This window comes from [Clostridium] colinum (assembly GCF_940677205.1).
GTDB classification, from domain to species: domain Bacteria; phylum Bacillota; class Clostridia; order Lachnospirales; family CAG-274; genus Tyzzerella; species Tyzzerella colina.
Window position 1 is genome coordinate 896,365 of record NZ_OW712331.1, and the last position, 21,205, is coordinate 917,569.

A 21,205-nucleotide genomic window follows, 5' to 3' on the forward strand; every position below is an offset into this window, starting at 1 on the left:
AATATAAAATTAATATTTACTAACAAACAATTAGTATTATAATTAATTATTCTAAATAGTCTCTAAGTTTTTTACTTCTACTAGGATGTCTAAGTTTTCTTAAAGCTTTTGCCTCGATTTGTCTTATTCTTTCTCTAGTAACGTTAAATTCTTTACCTACTTCTTCTAGAGTTCTTGCTCTACCATCATCTAGACCAAATCTTAACCTTAAAACTTTTTCTTCACGCTCTGTCAAAGTGTCTAAAACTTCTATTAATTGCTCTTTTAATAAAGTAAAAGCAGCTGCATCAGAAGGAGCTGGTATATCTTCATCTGGTATGAAATCACCAAGATGACTATCTTCTTCTTCACCAATAGGAGTTTCTAGTGAAACAGGTTCTTGTGCTATTTTTCTTATTTCTCGAACTTTTTCTACAGGCATATCCATTTCTTTTGCTAATTCTTCATCTGAAGGTTCTCTACCAAGCTCTTGTAATAGTTGTCTAGACACACGTATAAGTTTATTTATTGTTTCTACCATATGCACAGGTATTCTTATAGTTCTTGCTTGATCGGCTATAGCTCTTGTTATAGCTTGTCTTATCCACCACGTTGCATAGGTACTAAATTTAAAGCCTTTTTTATAATCAAACTTTTCAACGGCTTTAATAAGCCCTAAGTTACCTTCTTGAATAAGGTCTAAAAATAGCATACCTCTACCAACATATCTTTTAGCAATACTTACTACTAACCTAAGATTTGCTTCGGCTAATCTCTTTTTAGCCATTTCATCTCCTTCTGCCATTTTTCTTGCTAGTTCCATTTCTTCATCTGGACTTAATAAATCAACTTTTCCTATTTCTTTTAAGTACATTCTAACATGGTCATCAATATTTATACTAGCATCTATTAAAGATAAATCTATATCTTTTTCTAAATTTTCTAGAGAATCTAAAGAATCTATATCGTCTAGTCCTGTGATAATATCATCTTTATTATCTTCCATTAATTCTATATCTATAACTTCTATATTTTGAACTTCTAAATATTCATATATTTTATCTAAATGTTCAGGCTCTAGTTCTATATCAGACAAAATTTTCATCATCTCTTTATATTTTATAACACCTTTATGTTTTTTACCTAAAGAAACAAGTTCTTTTATTTTTTTTGTAAACAAAGTTTCATCTATAGTTTTCAATTTTTTTCTTCCTTTCAAAATTAAATATTAATATATAAATTATCAAATATTTTCTTTTCTTTTAAAGCTTTTTGGATATTTTCTGGATTTGTATCTTCTAATATAACTTTATCGAAATAGGCTTTTTTTATAATTTTAATTTGGTCATTTATAATTTTTTCTAATTTATCACTATTAGAAAAATCGATTTTTAGCATAAAAACTTTAGAGATTTTTTTTTGCTCATCTGGTAAATTAAATTTTAAAGTTAGTTCGGCAGGGTATATAGGTTTATTATTTTCATTATATTCAAATATAATTTTAGCAAGTTTTACATATAAATTATCCAAAAAATTTTCTGGTGTAATATATTTTTTTATTTTATTATATAGATTAATATTTGTAGCTAAAATATATAATATACTTTGTCGTGCTTCATCTAATTTATTATTTTGAACAACTTGTTTTGGTGTTTTACTAGATAGCTTTTGTATATTATTATTAGATGATAAAATAAGAGTTATTTCTTGAGATATAGCTTCTTTAGAAATTGAGGTTATTTGACTAGCTTCGTTAATAAATACATCTCTTTCCACAGGGCTAGATAAAGATGAGATAATGGTTGATACTTGTTTAGTAAATTCTACTTTTTGTATAGGGTCATTTAAGTTATATTCTTTAAGTTTTTCTTGAATTTGAAAAGATATGTAGCTTTTTGCATTATTTAAAAATTTAATAAAATTATTATAACCAAATTTTGCTATATATTCATCTGGATCTTTAGCATCTTTTACCTGAGCAACTTTTACATATATACCATTTTGTATTAATATAGGGATAGCTCTAAGAGTTGCTTTTATACCTGCATCATCACTATCAAATAATGTAATAACTTTATTAGCATATTTTTTTAATAATTTTATGTGGTTTTCATTAAAAGCAGTACCCAAAGAAGCTACAACATTTGTTATACCTATTTGATAAAGAGAAATAACATCGATATAACCTTCAACTAATATTAACTCTTTATTTTTATTGTTTTTAGCAATATTCATACTATATAAATTATAACTTTTATTAAATATAGGAGTATCAGGTGAATTTAAATATTTAGCTGTATTTTTATTATTTGTTAAATCTCTTCCACCAAATCCAATAACTCTACCTTGAACATCTATTATAGGGAACATAAGTCGCCCAAAAAATCTATCAAAATAAGTATTATCTTTATTTTTTACAACAAGTCCACTTTTTAAAATTATATCATCATTATATCCTTTTTCTTTTAAAAATATGTAAATATCGTTTTTTTTAAACAAAGAATATCCAAGACCAAACTTTATCCTAGCATTTTGTTTTATACCACGAAAGTCTAGATAATCATTTGCTATTTTAGCTTGTGGATTAGCTAAATTTTCATAAAATTTTTTCGCTACTATTTTATGAATTTCGTATAAAACTTGCTTTTCTTCTGACAGTTTATTATCAAATGAACCGTTATCTTCTGGTAAGGTATAATTTATTCTATCTGCTAGATATTTTAAAGCATCTATAAAATCATAATTTTCTATATCCATAATAAAGTTAAATACAGTGCCAGAAGCTCCACAACCAAAGCAATGGTAAAGCTGTTTATCGGCACTAACAGAAAAAGAGGGGGTACTCTCCTTATGAAAAGGACATAAACCTACATATGAATTACCTCTTTGCTTTAAGGGAGTATAGCTATTTATAATTTCAACTATATCATTACCAAATCTAATATCTTCTATAATATCATCAGAATATCTCATAAAATCTATTATCTCCATTTATACTCTTTATATATACTTATTCGACAATGTTTTAAAAAATCCTTTTATAAAATAAATATTATTATTTTATAATTAATTTTTCATATATTTTTATAGCATATCTATCAGTCATGCCAGCTATATAGTCACATATAGCGCGTTCTTTACTTTCTCCTGTATTACAAATATTTGTAAATTCTTGTGGAACTTTATCAAAATTATTATAATAATATTCATAAATTTCTTTTAGCATAAACTTATAATTTTTTCTTTCTTCTGCTAATACACCAGATGTATAAACATTATCAAATAAAAATTTTCTAAGTTTATACATACAAGACTTAACATATTTATCCATAATAATATCATTTTTATTAGCACTATTTTTTATTATATCTCTTATTAAAAAGTTTATTATTTCTCTAGGTGTTTCTCCTAATGTATCAAGACATTCTCTAGGTAAATCAGATTTTTTTAATATGCCAGCTCTTATAGCATCATCTATGTCATGGTTTATATATGCTATTTTATCAGAAATTTGAACAATTTTTCCTTCTAATGTAGAAGGATTACATCTACCTCTATGATTTAAAATACCATCTAAAACTTCTTTAGTTAAATTTAACCCATTACCATTTTTTTCTATTTTTTGTACTACTCTAACACTTTGCTCATTATGATTAAATCCATCTTTTAAAATTTCATTTAAAACCTCTTCACCTAAATGGCCAAATGGTGTATGACCTAAGTCGTGTCCTAGTGCTATTGCTTCAGTAAGATCTTCATTTAAAAATAACGAACTTGCTATTGTTCTAGCTATTTGAGAAACTTCTAAAGTATGCGTTATTCTTGTTCTAAAGTGATCTCCTTCTGGAGATATAAATACTTGTGTTTTATGCATTAATCGTCTAAACGCTTTACTATGTATTATTCTATCTCTATCTCTTTGAAAACAAGTTCTTATATCACATTCTTTTTCTATATTATAACGTCCTAAACTATTTTTGCTTTTAGTTGCAAAGGCGCTTAAATTTTTATCTTCTAAAAGTTCTTTCTTTAACCTAATATTCATAAAACACCTCCAAAATAATTTTTTGTATTTAATATTATCATTATTATAAAATAATATTAACTTGTTAAATGTTGTATTAAAATTTTAAATCCTATAAAAATAAGGATTAAACCACCAAATCTTTCAGCATTTTTAGATAATAAATTTCCAAGTTTTTTACCAATTAAAACTCCTAAAAAAGAAAATACAAAAGCTATGAATCCAATTATTAATGAAGAGCTTATTATATTAACTTTTATTAAAGAAAAACTAACACCAATAGCTAATGCATCTATACTAGTAGCTATTGATAAAATTGTTAAATTTTTTATAGATAAGATATTTTTATCGTCACATATTTTATTTTCTTCATCTTTTTTAAACGTTTCTATTATCATTTTAAATCCTATTATATTTAATAATATAAAAGCTATCCAATGATCAAAAGCTAGTATAGCATCTCCTAATAAATTAGTTAAATAATATCCTATTATAGGCATAATAAATTGGAATGTTCCAAAAAATATACCAAATTTTATGGCATATTTTATTTTAATTTTATTTAATAGTATACCATTTGATATGGAAACAGCAAAAGCATCCATAGCTAAACTAATAGATATAAATATAATTTCTAAAGTACTCATTTTTTTCTCCTTTAATTTTCATATTTATTAAATTTATCTATATTACCTGTTATTTATACATAAAAATATTGAAAACTATCTTTATAGATGTTATTATATTTATATTAGTATTTGTAAAAGAGGTAAATATTATGAATAAATTTGAAAATATAAATAGTTATTTTTCTTTTGTACCTCTATATAATGATTTTATAGAAAAATATATGATAAAAGCAAATTCAAGCTTTGTTGTAATATATATTTTTTTATTAAAATGTTATATTAATAAAGAGGATATATATTTAGATAAAGTATCAGCTAAACTAAATATATTAGCATCAGATATTATAAAAGCGTTAGATTATTGGAAATCTGAAAATATTATATCATATAAACAAATGCAAAATAAAGTAGAAATATTATTTTTTCCCTTTAAAAATGACGAAATTAATGAAAATAATTTAAAAAAATCACAAAATTTAAATTATAAAGAAGATGAAATTACTATTAATAGTCAAAAAGAAGATATTCAAAAAATTTTTAGATTAGCAGAAAAAAAATTTGCTAAAACACTTTCATATCAAGATAGAGAAATATTAATAAGTTTATATGAAAATTATGGTATGTCAATAGAGATTTTAGCTGTTTTATTTACATATTGTATAGAAAATGGAAAAACTAATCTTAAATATATAGAAAAAGTTGCTATTGATTGGTGTGAGAATAACATAGATTCTATAGAAAAAGTAGAAGCTTATTTAAAAGTATATAATAATGATTTTAAAACTATAATGGGATTTTTTGGTCAATCTAACAGAACTCCTATAAAAAAAGAAGAAGATATTATGAAGATATGGCTTATAGATTATAAAATGCCTATGAAACTTATAGAAGAAGCTTGTACAAGAACAGTATTAAAAACTGGTAAAGTTAGCTTTGAATATGCAAATTCTATATTAAAAGATTGGAAAGATAAAAATATTACTTCCTTAGAAGAAGTTAAAAGATTAGATAGTGATTATGAAAATTCTTTGAAGGCAAAAGAAGAAGAAAAACAAAAAAAATTAGAACAAATATACAAAAATAAGATATCTTCAAATAATAATTTTAATAACTATAAAACTAATAAATTTGTAAATTATAAACAAAAAGAACCAGATTATGAACTACTTAAAAAAATACAATTAAAGGCATTAAGAGAAGAGGTTGGAAGTAATGATTAGCCAAATGATGCATAAGGAAATATTATCAGAATATGAAAAATTAAGCGATGAATCTAAAAAAAAACTAGAGATAAGAAAAAATATATGCTATAAAAAGTGTCATCGTATAAAAGAAATAGATGAAGAACTTAATATGACAGCTATTAAAATATCTAAAGCTATTATAAATGCAAAAAAAGAAGAAAAGAAAGAATATATAGAAGAAATAAAACTGTTAACAGAAAATCTAAAAAAAGAAAAAGAAAGGCTTATGGTAGAAAATGGGTTTTCTAAAGAATATTTTGATGATATTTTTGAGTGTAGAAAATGTAAAGATACTGGATTTGTAAATAATGAAAAGTGTGATTGTTTTAAACAAAAGCTGATAAACAAAGCCTATAATATGTCTAATTTATCTGAAATAATAAAAACTGAAAATTTTTCTAAATTTAGTTTAGATTATTACTCTAAAGATTTAGACGAAAAAAATGGAATTTCACCTTATGAAAATATGAAATTAATAATAAAAAGATGTACTTTATTTGTAGAAGAATTTGATGAAGAATTTAGAAATATGGTTTTTTATGGAGAAACTGGACTTGGAAAAACATTTTTATGTAGGTCTATAGCTAAAGATATTTTAGATAAAGGAAAAACTGTTTTATACGTTACAGCATTTAATTTATTTACTATATTTGAAAAAGAAAAATTTAATAAAAATAGTGAAGATATAAATAAGGAAATTTTAAATTTTACGAGAAATGCAGATTTATTAATAATAGACGATTTAGGAACAGAATTTATTACATCACTTTCTACAACAGAGCTTTTTGATATTATAAATAGCCGTATATTAAATAAAAAGCATACAATAATATCAACTAATTTATCTCCAGATGGTCTTATGTCAAATTATTCGGGAAGAATTATTTCTAGATTATATGGAGAATATGATATGTTTGAATTTTTGGGTGATGATATAAGAATAATGAAAAAAATAAAAAAGAATGTATAAAAAATATAAAAATAACAATTATATAGTTATACAATTATTTTTAAGGAGAAAAAATGGAAAAATTAATATATATAGCACTTGCTCCTATAGTTATAATTTTATTAACTATATATGTTAAAGATAAATATGAAAAAGAACCAGTTAAATTAGCATTAACAGGTACATTATATGGTATTATAATATCTATACCTATAACTTTTAGTGAAAAATATATTTTAAATTTTGCACCACAACCAACATCTATATATTATCCTTTTTATATATCATTTATAGTAGCATCATTTGTAGAAGAAACATATAAATATATTATATTAAAATTTTTAATATGGAAAAATAACAATTATAATGAACCTTTTGATGGTATTTTATATGCTGTATATATTTCTCTTGGGTTTGCAACTATTGAAAATATTCTATATGTATTTAATCCAGTAATAGGAGGTATGTATACAGCTATATCTAGAGCTATTTTTTCTATACCAGCCCATGCTATATTTGGTGTGTATATGGGATATTATTTATCAAAAGAAAAATTTTTTAAATTTAAAATAAAAATGTTTTCTATATTAGTGCCTATACTCATACACGGTTTATATGATTTATTGTTATTTACCGATATTAAATATAGTAATATATTTTTTATAATATTTTTTTGTTATATAGTTATTATAAGTTTAAAAAGAGTTAATGAATATATAAAAATTTCACCTTTTAAAAATATATCTTTATAAAATAAAATATTTTTAAAATTATAAATTTTTTATTGAAAAATTGTTGTAAAAGGAGTATACTTTTACTAAGAGCTTAAAAGTTCATTAACTAATTTTATAAGCATAGAAACATAAACATAATTTTTAATTATCTATGATAATTAATTAGCTATGCTACCAATGCTATAACATCGGAGGAATTAATTGTGATAGAAGCTATTAGTTGCGGAGGTGTTGTAATTCATCGTGGAAAAGTCTTATTGCTCTATAAAAATCAAAATGGGCGATATATGGGTTGGGTTATGCCAAAAGGTACTGTTGAAGAAGGCGAAACTTTTAAACAGACAGCACTTAGAGAAGTGAAAGAAGAAACAGGTGTTTCTGCTAAAATTATTAAATATATTGGCAAAACCGTTTATACCTTTAGAGGTGGCTCAGATATTATAAATAAAACAGTACATTGGTATCTTATGACTACAGATTCTTTTTATTGCAAGCCACAAGCAGAAGAATTTTTTGTTGATGCAGGATACTACAAAGAGCATGAGGCATATTATTTGCTTAAGTTTAATGATGAAAGGCAGATTATGAAGCGTGCTTATGCTGAATATATGGAGCATAGAAAAAGATTTTTTACCAAAAATAAAAATCATATAAGGAGGGTTTAATATGAAAACACAATATTCAGTTCAAGAATTAAAAAGAGAATTAGAAAAGTTTTCAAAAAAAATAAGTAATAGAACAGCATTATTTATTATATTGGGGTTTGTAATAGCATTAGTTAGTGTTATATTTTTATTTATAAAAGTTAAAAATAGAGCAGAGCTATTAGCAGACGAAGATGATTTTTATTATGACGAAGATGATTTCTACGAAGATTACTATGCTTTAGATTATGAAGATAGTGAGGAATAATTATTTATTATCACTAAAAGTAGCCACCATATTAAGGTGGCCACTTTAGGTTATAAAACTTATAAATACACTTTAAAAATATAAAATTTAAACTAAATGAAAAAGGATAATTTTAGTATGTAAGGTTTAAAAATATCATTTTATATAAATCAAAAAAATTAACTTGTAATTAGGAGTTTAACAAAAATATAAAAATATATTAAAATTAATTTAAAAATATTTTATTTTTTATCTCAAGTAGTCACCAATTAAGGTGGCTATTTTTATATAGAATTAAATCTTATAGTATTTAATCATATTATTAAATTTTAATAAAAAATAAATTTTTATATATACTTAAAATATTTTTAAATTAAAAAATTTTGTTTTTATTAAAATTAAGTTATTTATTTTATTTTGTTTTTAAATAATAAATTTTGTTATAAAAAATGCAATAAAAATGTAAAAAAATGGTAGTAAAATTTTTTCACTTCAGGTATTATTATACATTTAAAATTAAAAAAATTCAATTATTCTCAAAAAAAAAAAAAACAAAAAGTATTGACAGTACATAAAAAGTAGACTATACTTTGATTTGAAAGGGGTGAAAAAATATGAAAATATCTTTAAAAGCAGCTAGAGTAAATGCTAACTTAACTCAACAAGAAGTAGCAGACAAATTAAAAGTAAGTAAACACACTATTATAAACTGGGAAAAAGGAAAAACAAATGTTGGTTATGCACCTTTAAAAGTTTTAAGTGAAATTTATAATATTGAAATGGAAAATATATTTTTAGGTTAATTAATAAAAAGGAGGTTGTTATGGATAAAGAAAAAAGAAAAAAAGGAGAAAATTATCTTAGAAAATGGGGACAAGGGATTTTAGATATAGAAAATTTACAAATGGAAATAAACAAAATAAGAAAAGAGAATAATATTTTTGAAAATATACAAATTGATAATAAAAATGATATTGTCAGTATATATAATAGTGTTGTAAATGAAAAGCTAGAAAAACTTAAAAATACAATTTATGAGTATAAATTTATAGATGACATCATAGATGGATTAGAAGAATATCAAAAAGATATCATAAAACTTAGATATATTTATAAAAATAGTTGGCAATCTATTGCTTTAAAAGTACATATTAGCCTTAGACAATGCTTTAATATAAAAAACTTTGTAATAAACAAAATATTACAAGAAGTTTAGTGGGTTACATTTTTTTTACATTTATTATTTATTAGTTTATGTATAATATAATTATCCTTTAAAATTATTATTTATTAATTGGAGGTGAAACTTTGAATGAAAAACAAAAATTATTTTGTGAATATTATATAGAAACAAGTGATGTTAAAATTGCCGCTAAAAAGGCAGGATATATGGAAAAAACTGGAATAAAGTTATTGAAAAATGAAAAAATTAAAACTTATATTGAACAAAGCACAAAAGAGAGTAACACTGAAAACAAAAATATAGCTAAATCTAATGAAATTATAGAATGTCTTACTAAAATAATGCGTGGAGAAGAAAATGATAATTTAGATAATAAATCATCAAAAGGAATATCTGTTAAAGAAAAACTAAAGGCGGCAGAGTTACTTGGAAAAATGTATTCTATATTTTCTCCTAAACAAGAAAAATGTGAGGAGCAAACAGTTTATATTTTAGGAGATAATCTTATTGAAGAATAAAAATATATGGATAAAAAAATTTATTTACCTAAAATAGTAGGAAAAGGATATAAATCTTATTGGAACTTTAAAGGGAGATTTAGAGTATGTAAAGGCTCTAGAGCAAGTAAAAAATCTAAAACAACTGCATTAAACTTTATTGTTAGAATGATGAAATATAAAGATGCAAATCTTTTAGTAGTTAGAAAAACTTATGCTACTCTTAAAGACAGTTGCTTTGCTGAACTTAGCTGGGCCATTAACACTCTTGGTGTTACCAAATTTTGGGAATGTAGAACATATCCACTTGAAATTACATATTTACCTACTAATCAAAAAATATATTTTAGAGGCTTAGATGACCCTTTAAAAATAACATCTATTACAACTCAAAAAGGTGTTTTATGTTGGCTATGGATAGAAGAAGCCTATGAAATAGACAAAGAAGAAGATTTTGAAGTTTTACAAGAGAGCATTAGAGGTAATGTACCAGAAGGGCTTTTTAAACAGATTACATTAACATTTAATCCTTGGAATGAAAAACATTGGTTAAAAAAAAGGTTTTTTGATTGTGAAAAAGATAAGGATATATTAGCTATTACTACTAATTATTTAATTAATGAATGGCTTGATGAAGCAGATATAAAAATGTTTGAAAGTATGAAAAAAAACAATCCACGAAGGTATCAAGTAGCTGGGCTTGGAGAGTGGGGAGTTAGTGATGGACTTGTATATGAAAATTTTATTGAATTATCATTTAATATTCAAGAAATTAAAAAAAGAAATAATGTATTTGCTATTTTTGGCTTAGATTTTGGATATACTAATGACCCTACAGCTTTATTTTGTGGGTTAGTAGATATTAGTCTTAAAGAAATTTATGTTTTTGACGAACTTTATAAAAAATCTTTAACAAATTTTGATATATATAATGAAATATTAAATATGGGATATGTTAAAGAAACTATTATAGCAGATTCGGCAGAGCCTAAAAGTATAGAAGAACTTAGAGAGCTTGGAATAAATAGAATAAGACCAGCTAAAAAAGGAAAAGATAGCTTAAACAATGGTATACAATATATACAAGGATTTAAAATAATTATACATCCTAAATGCAAAAACTTTTTAAATGAAATATGTAATTATACTTGGAGTAAGAATGAATTTGGTAAACCTATAAACAGGCCTATAGATGATTTTAACCATTTATTAGATGCTATGCGTTATGCTATACAATCTATAAAAAATTATGATAGATTTAGCTTTAAATGATTTTATAAAGGAGGTTTTTATGAACCTTGAATATAATTTTGAAACAGATGAAATAAACAAAATAATATATAAATTTGGTAATGAAAAGTCTTTTATTGATTTTTTAGAGAGAAATATAATAAACTTTTTAAACTCTGAAGAAAGAAAAAATATGATAGTTGGTGAACAATATTATTTTGGTAATCATGATATTTTAAAAAGAAATCGTACTATAATAGGTAGTGATGGAAATAAAGAAATAATAGACAATTTACCTAACAATAAAATTGTAGATAATCAATATGCCAGAGTTGTAGACCAAAAAAATAGTTATTTATTATCAAAGCCCATAACTTTTTATTGTGAAGATGAGTTATTTATTAAAAACATAGAAAAAATATTTGATAAATCTTTTTATAGGCTTATAAAAAATATAGGAGAAGATGCTATTAACTGTGGTATAAGTTGGATTTATATATTTTTTGATGAAATAGGAAATATAAAGTTTAAAAAATTTAAGCCTTATGAAATATTGCCTATTTGGGCCGATGAAGAGCACACTGTTTTAGAATATTTACTTAGAATATATGACATAGAAAAATATGAACAAAATAAAATAAATATAGTAACACAAGTTGAGTTATACACAAAAACAGGGATACAATACTATATTTTACATAATCAAAAATTAATATTAGATACTTCTAAAGGATTTAAACCTTATATATATAATTCTTATAACTTTCCGTTATCTTGGGATAAAATCCCTGTGATATCTTTTAAATTTAATTCTAAAGAAATTCCACTTATAAAAAGAGTAAAAACTTTACAAGATTCTTTAAATACCATAAGAAGTGATTTTATGAATAATATGCAAGAAGATGCTAGAAACACTATTTTAATTTTAAAAAATTATGACGGAACTAATTTAGCTGAATTTAGAAAAAATTTATCTGAATATGGCGTTGTAAAAGTTAAAACAATAGACGGCAGTGAAGGTGGCGTTGAAACATTAAAAATAAATATAGATAGCAACAACTATGAGGTGTTAGCTAAAGCATTTAAAAAGGCTATAATAGAAAATGCTAGAGGATATGATTGTAAAGACGAAAAAATAGGACAAAATCCTAATCAAATGAATATCCAAAGTGTATATGCCGATATTGACCTTGATGCTAGCCTTATGGAAACTGAATTTCAAGCATCATTTGAAATGTTATTTTGGTTTATTAAAAAATATTTTAGCTACATACTAAAAAAAGATTTTAATAATATTAATATAGAAGTTATTTTTAATAAAGATATTTTAATAAATGAAACAGAAGCTATTAATAATTGTATAAAATCTATGGATATTATATCTAAAGAGACTATTATTAGTCAACACCCGTGGGTATCTAATATAAAACAAGAATTAAACAAAATTAATAAACAATAAATAATTTTAAAGGTTGGGACTTGGGATGGTGGGAGAAAAATATATAAAGGAGGTCTAATTATGGACGTTAAACAATTAGTTAATTTTGGTTTAGATGAAGATAAAGCTAAACAAATTTATAGTAAAATTCAAAAATATATTTTTGAGGAAGTTAAAAATAAAACTAAAGAATATGAAAATAAAATTTTAGATTTAGAGCTTAATATTATTGTTGAAAGACAGTTATTTATGGCTGGAGCTAAAAATATTAAGGCCACTAAAGCTTTAATAGATTTTGATAAACTTAACAACAAAAATATTGATGAAAATCTTATTAATGAAATGATAAAAGAACTTAAAAATAATGAGGAAACTAAATTTTTATTTTTTGAACAAAATAATCTACAATTAAAAGGGTTTAAACCATTAGAAACAAATTTAAACAACAATACAATAAATAGACAAATGAGCTATGAAGAACTTTGTAGACATTATGAAAAAGGTATTTTTTAGGAGGTATAATAATGGGAGAATTTAATCATAAGAGTTTTAATCAGGTAGCTTTTGGAAAATATATTGAAAGTTTACCTAATGTTAGAAAAAATGAGTTAATTAAATTTAATATACTTAAGCCTAATGCAGAGATAAGAAGAGCTTTTTCTTATCAAGGTGGAACAGGATATGCTATTTTACCTATGTATGGAAGAATAGAGGGTAGCGCATTAAATTATGATGGAAAAACTGACATTGTACCTAGTGCTACAAAAACTTTTGAAAGAGGTGTCGTTGTAGTTGGTAGAGCTAATGCTTGGATTGAAGATGATTTTTCTGAAGATATAACTGGTGGCGTTGGATTTATGTCTAATGTGGCAAAACAAATAAAAGAATATTTTGATGAAGTTGACCAAAAAACATTACTTTCTATCTTAAAAGGTATTTTTTCTATGACTGGTGGTAAAAATGGCGAATTTGTAACAAATCATACTTATAATATATCTTCTCTTGAAAATTCTAAAATAGATGTTACTACTATTAATACTGCTATACAGCAAGCCTGTGGTGACAATAAAAGTAAGTTTGATATTGTTATTATGCACAGTGTTGTTGCAACTAATTTAGAAAATATAAATTTACTTAATTATTTAAAATATACAGACAAAAATGGTATACAAAGAGATTTAGGACTTGCTACGCTAAATGGAAAAATAGTTTTAATTGATGACAGTATGCCTGTTGAAGATGGTGATAGCGGTAGTAAATTATATACAACATACATATTAGGAAAAGGTGCTATTGATTTTGAAGATATTGGTGTTAAAGTGCCTTATGAAATAAACCGAGACCCAAAAACTAATGGTGGACAAGATACCTTATATGCAAGAACTAGAAAATGTTTTGCACCTTTTGGTATATCATATCTTAAAAAACAACAAGCTAGCTTATCACCAACAGATGAAGAACTTGCAAATGGTAAAAATTGGTCTTTAGTAATGGATAATGAAAAAGGTGTATATATTGAAGACAAAGCTATACCTATTGCAAGAGTTATATCTAAAGGTTAAGAGGTATCATATGGATAATCTTATTGAAGAAATAACTAATAAGCTCAATTATTTAAATCTTTCTATTGAAGATAATAATTTATCTAAAAAAATTATTCTTATTGCTATTAATTCTATTAAAAATTTTATTAAATCCGAGATAAACCCTTTTATTGATTTTTATAGTATAAAAGATATTTTTATTGATACTGTTATAGGTGAATATTTATTACTTATTAAATCATCTAACTTAAAAAATGATATTTCTTTGGATAATTTTATAAAGTCTATCAAAGAAGGTGATGTGTCTATAACATATTTTGAAAATAAAGACAAAAGCTTTGATAATGTTATTAATTATTTTTTAGACAAAAAAAGATTACTTTATAATTATAAAAAGGTTGTATGGTAGATGTTTATAAATAATAAAAATATAATTAAAAAATTATATACCGGTTTTTGTGATATATATGAATATGAAAGTTTTATAGATGAAAAAAGCTATATAACTAAGCAAAAATCTATTATTAAATATGAAAATATACCTTGTAGAGTATCTTATTATAACAATAGTGCTAATATTGTAGCATCTAAAGAAAATTTATTTAATAATATTATCACTCAAAAAGTAAAAATTTTTTTAGAAAATAATATAAAAATAAAGGCTGGGTCTGTAATTATTGTTACTCAAAATGGAAAAACAACTAAGTATAAAAATAGTGGAGAACCCGTTATATATACAAGCCATCAAGAAATAATGTTAGATATATTTGACGATATAGGATAACTTATTTAGGAGGGATATTTATCAAAATTAAGATTATAAATGCTATTAGTAATCAATTATACAATGTGTTTGGAAAATGTAACATATATGCAGAACACATAAAACAGGGATTTTTATTGCCCTGTTTTTGTATAAGGTGTATTGAAACACAAGAAAAAGCTTGTATATCTAATAGATTCAAACTTTTTAATAAGATAGAAATAACATATTTACCTAAAAAAGCTGATAATATAAACGAAGAGTGTAATAAAATACTTGATTTATTATATAATAAGTTTTTAATGTTAAAATTTGAAAAAGGGTTTATAAAAGGAGAAAATTTAAAAGGGTTTATAGAAAATGGCATTTTAAAATTTTATATAGAATATAATTTTTACGTTTTTAAAAGAGAAGAAACAAGTAAAATGCAAAAGTTATATATTTAAGGAGATATTATGAGTGAAAAAGTTAAAAAATTTTATAAAGAGCAATTTTTAAAAAGTGATGAATATAAAAATAAAAAAGATTTAGTAAGTGCATTATTAAAAGATAATGAAATTTATAGCAAAAATCAAGTTGAAGAAATAATTAAAAAATATTTGGAGGTAATTTTGTAATGGCAAAAGGAGGAAAATTTTTAACTTATAATAAAGTTTTACCTGGAGCTTATATAAACTTTGTATCTAAAGCAAGAGCTTTAGGAACTATTGCCGACAGAGGTGTTATGGCAATGGCTTTAAAAAATAATTGGGGTGTTGAAAACAAAATAGTTAGCATAACAAATGAAGATTTTCAAAAAAATTCTTTAGATATATTAGGATATGATTATACAAGCGAAAAATTAAAACCGTTTAGAGAAGTGTTTAAAAATGCAAAAGAAATAAAATTTTATAGATTAGGAACTGGTGAAAAAGCAAAAGCTACAATTGGTAGATTAAATGTTATTGCTAAGTATTCTGGTAGCAGAGGAAATGACATAAAAATAAAGATAGCTTCTAATGTGGACAAAGAAAACTTTACAGTTTATACATATATAGAAAATATTATGGTAGATGAAGTAATAGCTAGTAGCATAGATGAATTAAAAGAAAATAAATTTGTTAGCTTTTCTGGAACTGGAGCTTTAGAAGAAAACGCTGGAACTAGCCTTACAGGAGGAACAGAGGGCAATGTAACAAACCTTGAATATAGTAAATTTTTATCTCTTGTAGAAAAGGAAAGTTTTAATGTTCTTATTTATGATGGAGAAGATGAACAAACAAAAGGACTTTTTGAAAGTTTTACAAAAAGACTTAGAGATGATGAGGGTGTAAAAATATGTACTGTTTTATACAACTATAAAAAAGCAGACTTTGAAGGTATAATTAGTGTTAAAAATGATAAAAACCTTGTATATTGGGTTGGTGGAGTTTTGGCTGGAGCTGAAATAAACCAAAGTGTCACAAACAAGGTGTATGATGGTGAATATGCATTTGAAGCTAAATATTCTAACAGTGAGCTAAAAGAAGCTATAGAAAATGGTGAATTTGTATTTTACTATGACAATTTAGATATAAGAGTTTTGAAAGATATTAATACCTTTGTTAGTTTTTCTACAGATAAAAATTCAGATTTTAGTAATAATCAAATTATACGTGTATTAGATTCTACCGCTAATGATATTGCTAGAATTTTTAATAACTATTATCTTGGTAAAATGCAAAATGATGCTTTAGGTAGAGATATATTTAAATCTGAACTTATAAGTTATTTTAATCAATTACAAGCTATAAGAGCTATTGATAATTTTTCTGCTAATGATATAAAAATTAAAAAGGGAACTGAAAAAGGTGATGTTATAGTAGATTTAATGATAGAGCCTGTGGCTAGTATGGATAAAATTTATATGAAATGCATTATTGAATAGGAGGTAAATTTATGGCTACTTTAAAAGCTTGGGACACCATAAATGGTGCTTTAGGCACTTGTTATGTTAATATTGATGGAAAAAAAGAAGAAATTTTATATTTAAAAAATATAGAAGCAAAAATAAAAAAAACTAAAAGAGAAATAAAAGTTTTGGGTCAGACTGGAACTAAACATAAAGCTAGTGGTTGGAGCGGGACTGGCAAAATGACTGTTTATTACTCTACATCTAAATTTAGAGAGCTTATGCTTAAGTATATAAAAGAAGGAAAAGATACCTATTTTGAAATAATAATAGAAAATAATGACCCTTCTAGTGATATTCAAAGACAAAGCATAGCCTTAAAACAAGTAAATATAGATAATATAACTATGGCAAAGCTTGATATTAACAGCACTGAGCTTGACGAAGAAATGACATTTACTTTTAATGATTTAGATATATTAGAAAGTTTTAAACCAGTTGTTGGTGAATAGAAAGGAGTATATATGTCTAGTTTACAAGAAATACTTAACCTTAACATAGTTGATAATATAACTCATTATGTTGAAATATCTAATCGTTTGAAAGATGAAAATGGAAATAATATTAAATTTAAAATAAAACCAATTTTATTTGAGGATTTAAATCGATTAAAGAAAAAAGCTACTTTTATAGATAAAAATGGACAAGTTATAATAGATGAAGGAAAGTTAAATACACTTTGTATTATTGAAGCTACCTTAGAGCCTACTTTTAAAGATATTAAAAGTATGGAAAAATTAAATGTGAATACACCTGAACAATATTTAAATAAAGTATTATTAGCTGGAGAAATTGACAGGCTTATAAAAGAAATACTTAATATAAGTGGGTTTATAGAAAGTATTGATGAGTTGGTTTGTGATATAAAAAACTAATGAAAAAGGGTGATGCAGAGCTTAATTATGCTTACTTTGCCCTTTTTAAACTAAACATTAAACCAAAAGAATTTACTTTGATGGACATTAGAGAAAAAGCTTTAATAATAGCTTTTATAGATAAGTTTATAGATGAACAAAAAGAACTAGAATAATTAATATGAGGTGGGAGGTGGGTTTATATAAATTTTTATAGTTTTAAAGCAAAATTTTTTTCTTTTTATAATATTGGAAATATAAATTTATATAAAAATATATATCTTTATAATAAAACATTTAACAATAAAAAATATTTTTTTAATATATTAAATAGATATTTTAATAATAACCATGGAATATATAATAATTATCTAAAAGAATACAGTAGAAAAAACATTATTTATTATAAAAATATAAAGTATAAAAAAATATATGTAAATAATAAAAATATTGATATATCAAATAATATATTAAATAGCAAATATTATAAAAATGTAAAATATTTAGATAATAATATATTAAATTTTAAAAATTTAGATAATATTTATAATCGCTATATATACAATAAAAAAATTAAAAATTTTAAAGATTTTAAAACAAAACATATAATAAATTTAAAAAATAATGAATATTTAGATTTTTATACTTTAAATAAAAAATATATTAAAATAAAGGGTTATTTAACTAATTTTTATAATGGGATAAAACTAGATAATAAAAATTTAACTAATATAGATATATTATTTAACAAAGAAAATGATTTTAGATATATATCAAAATATATACAACATATAAAAAATATAGAAAATAAAACTTTAACAGAAAGAAAACATATAGAAAAAAGTAAAAATACCTATAAAAATATATATCAAGAAATTTTAGAGCAAACTAAAAATTTGGATTATGAATATATATTTGAAAGATTAAAAGAAATGATTTTAGAAGATATAGTTTTTATATGTGGTATTAAATAGGAGGTGATTATATATACACATATTTATTAAAGTATGAACACCAACAAGAAATATATCAGTTACCCATTCCACCAGAAAAAATGATAACAAAATCTTTTAATACTAACAAAAGATATAATAGTATTGGAATGGGAGAAGTAAATATCATTAAGGGAATTGGGCTTAGAGAAATAACAATGTCTATTTTATTACCTAACGATTTATCTTTACCTTTTGTTCAACCTAAATATTCTCCTAATGTTATTATTGGAAAACCTATATTATATTTATCTAAATTTAGAGAATTTAAAGCAAACAAAAAACCTTTAATGCTTTTAATAACAAGAACTTTATCTAGTGGAGAAGAAATATTTAAAGGAAATATAAATGTAACTTTAGAAGAATATATAGTATATGAAAATGCTGGAGAAGAGGGAGATTTTTTAGTTGATTTAACATTTAGAGAATATATAAACATAAATGAAAAAGTTTTAACTTCTGTAAATGAAAACAATAATACTTTTACAGTTAATACCAACAGAACTGTTAAAGATACACCTAAAGTATATACAGTTAAAGCTGGAGATACTTTATGGAAAATAGCTAAAAGAGAGCTTAATGATGAAAAAAAATATAATGAAATAATGAAAATAAACAATATAACAGATGCTAAAAATTTAAAAGTTGGGAGCATTTTAAAGTTACCTTAAATCTTAAATAGAGGAGGTTAGATTTTTATAGAGATAGTTATATATTCTAAAGATAGTATTATTGATATAACAAATAGAGTGATAGACAAAATAGTTATAAAAAGTAGTTATAAATATCAACCAACTAAGCTACAATTAAGTATATTATTAGATAATAAAATTAAATTTTATGAAGGAGATAATATCTGTATAAAACTTGATAAACATAATATCTTTTTTGGATATATATTTACTATAAAGGTAGTGGATAATGAGATTATTAATATAGTAGCTTATAACTCTATAAGATATTTTATGACTAGAGATACATATATATACAAAAATAAAACAGCAAGCCAGATATTAAAAATGATTTGTTCTGATTTTGGATTAAAAACAGGAAATATAGAAGAAACAGGATATATTATACCATATAGAATAGAAGAAAATCAAAGTATATTAGATATTATATATACTGCACTTGATTTGACAAAAAATTTTAATAATAAAAGATATATACTCTTTGATGATTTTGGAAAGATATCTTTAAAAAGTTATGAAAATATGAAATTACCTATTTTGATAGATTGTGATAAATCTATTATTAGTTATTGTAGTACAACATCTATAGATAAAAATGTTTATAATTCTGTAAAAGTTTCTGTAAAAAATAGAAAAACAAAAGTTATATCTACATATTTAATGGAAAATAATGAAAATAAGAAAAAATGGGGTACTCTTAGAAAATTTGAACGTTTGCCTAATGATTTTAATATGGTTCAGGCAAAAAATTATGCTAAAAATGTTCTTGATAGTTATAATAAAATTAATGAAAAAATAGAAATTATATGTTTTGGTGATAAAACAGTATCATCTGGAAACTTAATAAATGTATGTATAAATAAAAAAATTAAAACAATGATTGTTGAAGAATGTACTCACACAATAAAAAATGATGAACATACAATGAAAATTAGTTTAAGAAATATTTAGGAGGGAATATGAACTTTTTAGATATAATAAAGCCTAGCATTTTGCATACAATACAATCATTAAAATTTGTAGATATTTATATAGGAGAAGTTATTGAAGAAGATAGTTTAAAAATAAAGTTAGATGAAAAATTATTTATTACAGAAAATGAAATAGTGAGAACAAGCAGGTTTAACGGAAATATTAAAAGAGGGACAAATTTACTTATATTAAGAGAAAGTGGTGGTCAAAGATTTTTCATCATAGACACTATATTAGATAATGAAGATATAAGGAGGGAAAATGTTACCTATTAGAAACAATATTGAAGATATTAAAATTTTAACAATGCCTTCTAAAACATATAGAATAGATTTTGGTAAAAATAGAGCAGAAGGATTATTTGATGAAATAAAATCTTTAAAACAAGCTATATATAAAATATTATTAACTAAAAGGTATAAATATGAAATATACGATTGGAACTATGGTATGGAAATAGATGATTTAATAGGAATGCCTAAAGAATATGTAAAAATAGAAATAGAAAATCGTATAATAGATGCTTTATCTATAGATGATAGAATAAAAGATGTATATAATTTTGAATTTTTTGATATACATAATGACAAGTGTAGTTTGGGTGTTAAATTTATTGTTAAATCTATTTTTGGCAACTTTGATTTTAGATTGGAGGTGTAA

At 23.4% G+C, this 21,205-nt stretch carries 28 protein-coding genes; 24 read left to right on the forward strand and 4 right to left on the reverse strand.

Annotated elements, in window-relative coordinates; genetic code table 11:
• Nucleotides 1–46: 46 nt before the first annotated feature.
• The 4 genes from rpoD to NBW53_RS04390 all read right to left on the reverse strand — a co-directional run bounded on the left by rpoD (nt 47) and on the right by NBW53_RS04390 (nt 4,650).
• Nucleotides 47–1,171, reverse strand: coding sequence for an RNA polymerase sigma factor RpoD (gene rpoD / locus NBW53_RS04375; protein ID WP_250279001.1), 1,125 nt, complete (start codon nt 1,169–1,171; stop codon nt 47–49).
• Between the two features lie 29 nt (nt 1,172–1,200).
• Nucleotides 1,201–2,970, reverse strand: a complete 1,770-nt coding sequence (gene dnaG / locus NBW53_RS04380; RefSeq protein WP_250278868.1) for a DNA primase — start codon at nt 2,968–2,970, stop codon at nt 1,201–1,203.
• 64 nt (nt 2,971–3,034) lie between these two features.
• Nucleotides 3,035–4,024, reverse strand: a complete 990-nt coding sequence (locus NBW53_RS04385) for a deoxyguanosinetriphosphate triphosphohydrolase (RefSeq protein ID WP_250278869.1) — start codon at nt 4,022–4,024, stop codon at nt 3,035–3,037.
• Between the two features lie 56 nt (nt 4,025–4,080).
• Complete coding sequence (locus NBW53_RS04390; protein ID WP_250278870.1) at nt 4,081–4,650, reverse strand: manganese efflux pump MntP; 570 nt, start codon at nt 4,648–4,650, stop codon at nt 4,081–4,083.
• A gap of 131 nt (nt 4,651–4,781) precedes the next feature.
• On the opposite strand from NBW53_RS04390, the gene NBW53_RS04395 reads away from it, so the two are divergent.
• The 24 genes from NBW53_RS04395 (at nt 4,782) to NBW53_RS04510 (ending at nt 21,205) form a co-directional block, all read left to right on the forward strand.
• Nucleotides 4,782–5,852, forward strand: coding sequence for a DnaD domain protein (locus NBW53_RS04395; RefSeq protein WP_250278871.1), 1,071 nt, complete (start codon nt 4,782–4,784; stop codon nt 5,850–5,852).
• A complete protein-coding gene (locus NBW53_RS04400) occupies nt 5,845–6,846 on the forward strand; it encodes an ATP-binding protein (RefSeq protein WP_250278872.1) in 1,002 nt (333 codons plus the stop codon). Before NBW53_RS04395 ends, NBW53_RS04400 begins: the two co-directional genes overlap by 8 nt.
• A gap of 53 nt (nt 6,847–6,899) precedes the next feature.
• Entirely contained in the window at nt 6,900–7,577 is a 678-nt protein-coding gene (locus NBW53_RS04405; protein WP_250278873.1) for a PrsW family intramembrane metalloprotease, read from the forward strand.
• A 185-nt stretch (nt 7,578–7,762) separates the two neighbouring features.
• Nucleotides 7,763–8,224, forward strand: coding sequence for an NUDIX hydrolase (locus NBW53_RS04410; RefSeq protein WP_250278874.1), 462 nt, complete (start codon nt 7,763–7,765; stop codon nt 8,222–8,224).
• Between the two features lies 1 nt (nt 8,225).
• Nucleotides 8,226–8,471, forward strand: a complete 246-nt coding sequence (locus NBW53_RS04415; RefSeq protein WP_250278875.1) for a hypothetical protein — start codon at nt 8,226–8,228, stop codon at nt 8,469–8,471.
• A gap of 593 nt (nt 8,472–9,064) precedes the next feature.
• Complete coding sequence (locus NBW53_RS04420; RefSeq protein WP_250278876.1) at nt 9,065–9,253, forward strand: helix-turn-helix transcriptional regulator; 189 nt, start codon at nt 9,065–9,067, stop codon at nt 9,251–9,253.
• A 20-nt stretch (nt 9,254–9,273) separates the two neighbouring features.
• Entirely contained in the window at nt 9,274–9,666 is a 393-nt protein-coding gene (locus tag NBW53_RS04425; protein WP_250278877.1) for a hypothetical protein, read from the forward strand.
• Nucleotides 9,667–9,758: 92 nt separating this feature from the next.
• Nucleotides 9,759–10,151 (forward strand): terminase small subunit, encoded by a 393-nt coding sequence (locus NBW53_RS04430; protein ID WP_250278878.1) that lies wholly within the window; start codon nt 9,759–9,761, stop codon nt 10,149–10,151.
• A gap of 6 nt (nt 10,152–10,157) precedes the next feature.
• Nucleotides 10,158–11,402 carry a PBSX family phage terminase large subunit gene (locus NBW53_RS04435; protein ID WP_250278879.1) on the forward strand — a complete coding sequence of 415 codons (1,245 nt, stop codon included), beginning with the start codon at nt 10,158–10,160 and terminating at the stop codon, nt 11,400–11,402.
• A gap of 19 nt (nt 11,403–11,421) precedes the next feature.
• Nucleotides 11,422–12,819, forward strand: coding sequence for a phage portal protein (locus tag NBW53_RS04440; RefSeq protein ID WP_250278880.1), 1,398 nt, complete (start codon nt 11,422–11,424; stop codon nt 12,817–12,819).
• Nucleotides 12,820–12,879: 60 nt separating this feature from the next.
• Nucleotides 12,880–13,311, forward strand: a complete 432-nt coding sequence (locus NBW53_RS04445; RefSeq protein ID WP_250278881.1) for a phage scaffolding protein — start codon at nt 12,880–12,882, stop codon at nt 13,309–13,311.
• 11 nt (nt 13,312–13,322) lie between these two features.
• The gene (locus NBW53_RS04450) at nt 13,323–14,360 is read left to right on the forward strand and encodes a major capsid protein (RefSeq protein WP_250278882.1); all 1,038 of its coding nucleotides are present in this window, start codon (nt 13,323–13,325) and stop codon (nt 14,358–14,360) included.
• A gap of 10 nt (nt 14,361–14,370) precedes the next feature.
• On the forward strand, nt 14,371–14,751 hold the full coding sequence (locus tag NBW53_RS04455) for a hypothetical protein (protein WP_250278883.1): 381 nt from the start codon (nt 14,371–14,373) through the stop codon (nt 14,749–14,751).
• Nucleotides 14,752–15,126: a hypothetical protein gene (locus NBW53_RS04460; RefSeq protein ID WP_250278884.1), complete on the forward strand. Its 375-nt coding sequence runs from the start codon at nt 14,752–14,754 to the stop codon at nt 15,124–15,126.
• A gap of 65 nt (nt 15,127–15,191) precedes the next feature.
• Nucleotides 15,192–15,551, forward strand: a complete 360-nt coding sequence (locus NBW53_RS04465; RefSeq protein ID WP_250278885.1) for a phage tail terminator family protein — start codon at nt 15,192–15,194, stop codon at nt 15,549–15,551.
• 9 nt (nt 15,552–15,560) lie between these two features.
• A complete protein-coding gene (locus tag NBW53_RS04470) occupies nt 15,561–15,722 on the forward strand; it encodes a hypothetical protein (protein ID WP_250278886.1) in 162 nt (53 codons plus the stop codon).
• Nucleotides 15,722–17,011: a phage tail sheath family protein gene (locus NBW53_RS04475; RefSeq protein WP_250278887.1), complete on the forward strand. Its 1,290-nt coding sequence runs from the start codon at nt 15,722–15,724 to the stop codon at nt 17,009–17,011. The genes NBW53_RS04470 and NBW53_RS04475 overlap by 1 nt, the downstream gene beginning before the upstream one ends.
• An 11-nt stretch (nt 17,012–17,022) precedes the next feature.
• Nucleotides 17,023–17,487, forward strand: a complete 465-nt coding sequence (locus NBW53_RS04480) for a phage tail tube protein (protein ID WP_250278888.1) — start codon at nt 17,023–17,025, stop codon at nt 17,485–17,487.
• Between the two features lie 12 nt (nt 17,488–17,499).
• Nucleotides 17,500–17,910 carry a phage tail assembly chaperone gene (locus NBW53_RS04485; RefSeq protein ID WP_250278889.1) on the forward strand — a complete coding sequence of 137 codons (411 nt, stop codon included), beginning with the start codon at nt 17,500–17,502 and terminating at the stop codon, nt 17,908–17,910.
• Entirely contained in the window at nt 17,910–18,065 is a 156-nt protein-coding gene (locus tag NBW53_RS04490; protein WP_250278890.1) for a hypothetical protein, read from the forward strand. Before NBW53_RS04485 ends, NBW53_RS04490 begins: the two co-directional genes overlap by 1 nt.
• Nucleotides 18,066–18,943: 878 nt before the next feature.
• Nucleotides 18,944–19,552: a LysM peptidoglycan-binding domain-containing protein gene (locus NBW53_RS04495; protein WP_250278891.1), complete on the forward strand. Its 609-nt coding sequence runs from the start codon at nt 18,944–18,946 to the stop codon at nt 19,550–19,552.
• Between the two features lie 78 nt (nt 19,553–19,630).
• On the forward strand, nt 19,631–20,524 hold the full coding sequence (locus NBW53_RS04500) for an XkdQ/YqbQ family protein (protein WP_250278892.1): 894 nt from the start codon (nt 19,631–19,633) through the stop codon (nt 20,522–20,524).
• 8 nt (nt 20,525–20,532) lie between these two features.
• On the forward strand, nt 20,533–20,820 hold the full coding sequence (locus tag NBW53_RS04505; RefSeq protein ID WP_250278893.1) for a DUF2577 family protein: 288 nt from the start codon (nt 20,533–20,535) through the stop codon (nt 20,818–20,820).
• Nucleotides 20,807–21,205 carry a DUF2634 domain-containing protein gene (locus NBW53_RS04510; RefSeq protein WP_250278894.1) on the forward strand — a complete coding sequence of 133 codons (399 nt, stop codon included), beginning with the start codon at nt 20,807–20,809 and terminating at the stop codon, nt 21,203–21,205. The genes NBW53_RS04505 and NBW53_RS04510 overlap by 14 nt, the downstream gene beginning before the upstream one ends.

Excerpts from the sequence above, each read along its gene's own strand:
- NBW53_RS04395 (WP_250278871.1), top strand. The coding sequence starts at position 4,782 with ATGAATAAATTTGAAAATATAAATAGTTATTTTTCTTTTGTACCTCTA.
- NBW53_RS04485 (WP_250278889.1), top strand. The coding sequence starts at position 17,500 with ATGTCTAGTTTACAAGAAATACTTAACCTTAACATAGTTGATAATATA.
- NBW53_RS04475 (WP_250278887.1), top strand. The coding sequence starts at position 15,722 with ATGGCAAAAGGAGGAAAATTTTTAACTTATAATAAAGTTTTACCTGGA.
- NBW53_RS04385 (WP_250278869.1), bottom strand. The coding sequence starts at position 4,024 with ATGAATATTAGGTTAAAGAAAGAACTTTTAGAAGATAAAAATTTAAGC.
- NBW53_RS04445 (WP_250278881.1), top strand. The coding sequence starts at position 12,880 with ATGGACGTTAAACAATTAGTTAATTTTGGTTTAGATGAAGATAAAGCT.
- NBW53_RS04435 (WP_250278879.1), top strand. The coding sequence starts at position 10,158 with ATGGATAAAAAAATTTATTTACCTAAAATAGTAGGAAAAGGATATAAA.
- NBW53_RS04455 (WP_250278883.1), top strand. The coding sequence starts at position 14,371 with ATGGATAATCTTATTGAAGAAATAACTAATAAGCTCAATTATTTAAAT.
- NBW53_RS04440 (WP_250278880.1), top strand. The coding sequence starts at position 11,422 with ATGAACCTTGAATATAATTTTGAAACAGATGAAATAAACAAAATAATA.
- NBW53_RS04400 (WP_250278872.1), top strand. The coding sequence starts at position 5,845 with ATGATTAGCCAAATGATGCATAAGGAAATATTATCAGAATATGAAAAA.
- NBW53_RS04405 (WP_250278873.1), top strand. The coding sequence starts at position 6,900 with ATGGAAAAATTAATATATATAGCACTTGCTCCTATAGTTATAATTTTA.
- NBW53_RS04415 (WP_250278875.1), top strand. The coding sequence starts at position 8,226 with ATGAAAACACAATATTCAGTTCAAGAATTAAAAAGAGAATTAGAAAAG.
- NBW53_RS04480 (WP_250278888.1), top strand. The coding sequence starts at position 17,023 with ATGGCTACTTTAAAAGCTTGGGACACCATAAATGGTGCTTTAGGCACT.
- NBW53_RS04450 (WP_250278882.1), top strand. The coding sequence starts at position 13,323 with ATGGGAGAATTTAATCATAAGAGTTTTAATCAGGTAGCTTTTGGAAAA.
- NBW53_RS04390 (WP_250278870.1), bottom strand. The coding sequence starts at position 4,650 with ATGAGTACTTTAGAAATTATATTTATATCTATTAGTTTAGCTATGGAT.
- NBW53_RS04460 (WP_250278884.1), top strand. The coding sequence starts at position 14,752 with ATGTTTATAAATAATAAAAATATAATTAAAAAATTATATACCGGTTTT.
- NBW53_RS04510 (WP_250278894.1), top strand. The coding sequence starts at position 20,807 with ATGTTACCTATTAGAAACAATATTGAAGATATTAAAATTTTAACAATG.
- NBW53_RS04505 (WP_250278893.1), top strand. The coding sequence starts at position 20,533 with ATGAACTTTTTAGATATAATAAAGCCTAGCATTTTGCATACAATACAA.
- NBW53_RS04420 (WP_250278876.1), top strand. The coding sequence starts at position 9,065 with ATGAAAATATCTTTAAAAGCAGCTAGAGTAAATGCTAACTTAACTCAA.
- dnaG (WP_250278868.1), bottom strand. The coding sequence starts at position 2,970 with ATGGAGATAATAGATTTTATGAGATATTCTGATGATATTATAGAAGAT.
- NBW53_RS04470 (WP_250278886.1), top strand. The coding sequence starts at position 15,561 with ATGAGTGAAAAAGTTAAAAAATTTTATAAAGAGCAATTTTTAAAAAGT.
- NBW53_RS04495 (WP_250278891.1), top strand. The coding sequence starts at position 18,944 with ATGATAACAAAATCTTTTAATACTAACAAAAGATATAATAGTATTGGA.
- NBW53_RS04490 (WP_250278890.1), top strand. The coding sequence starts at position 17,910 with ATGAAAAAGGGTGATGCAGAGCTTAATTATGCTTACTTTGCCCTTTTT.
- NBW53_RS04425 (WP_250278877.1), top strand. The coding sequence starts at position 9,274 with ATGGATAAAGAAAAAAGAAAAAAAGGAGAAAATTATCTTAGAAAATGG.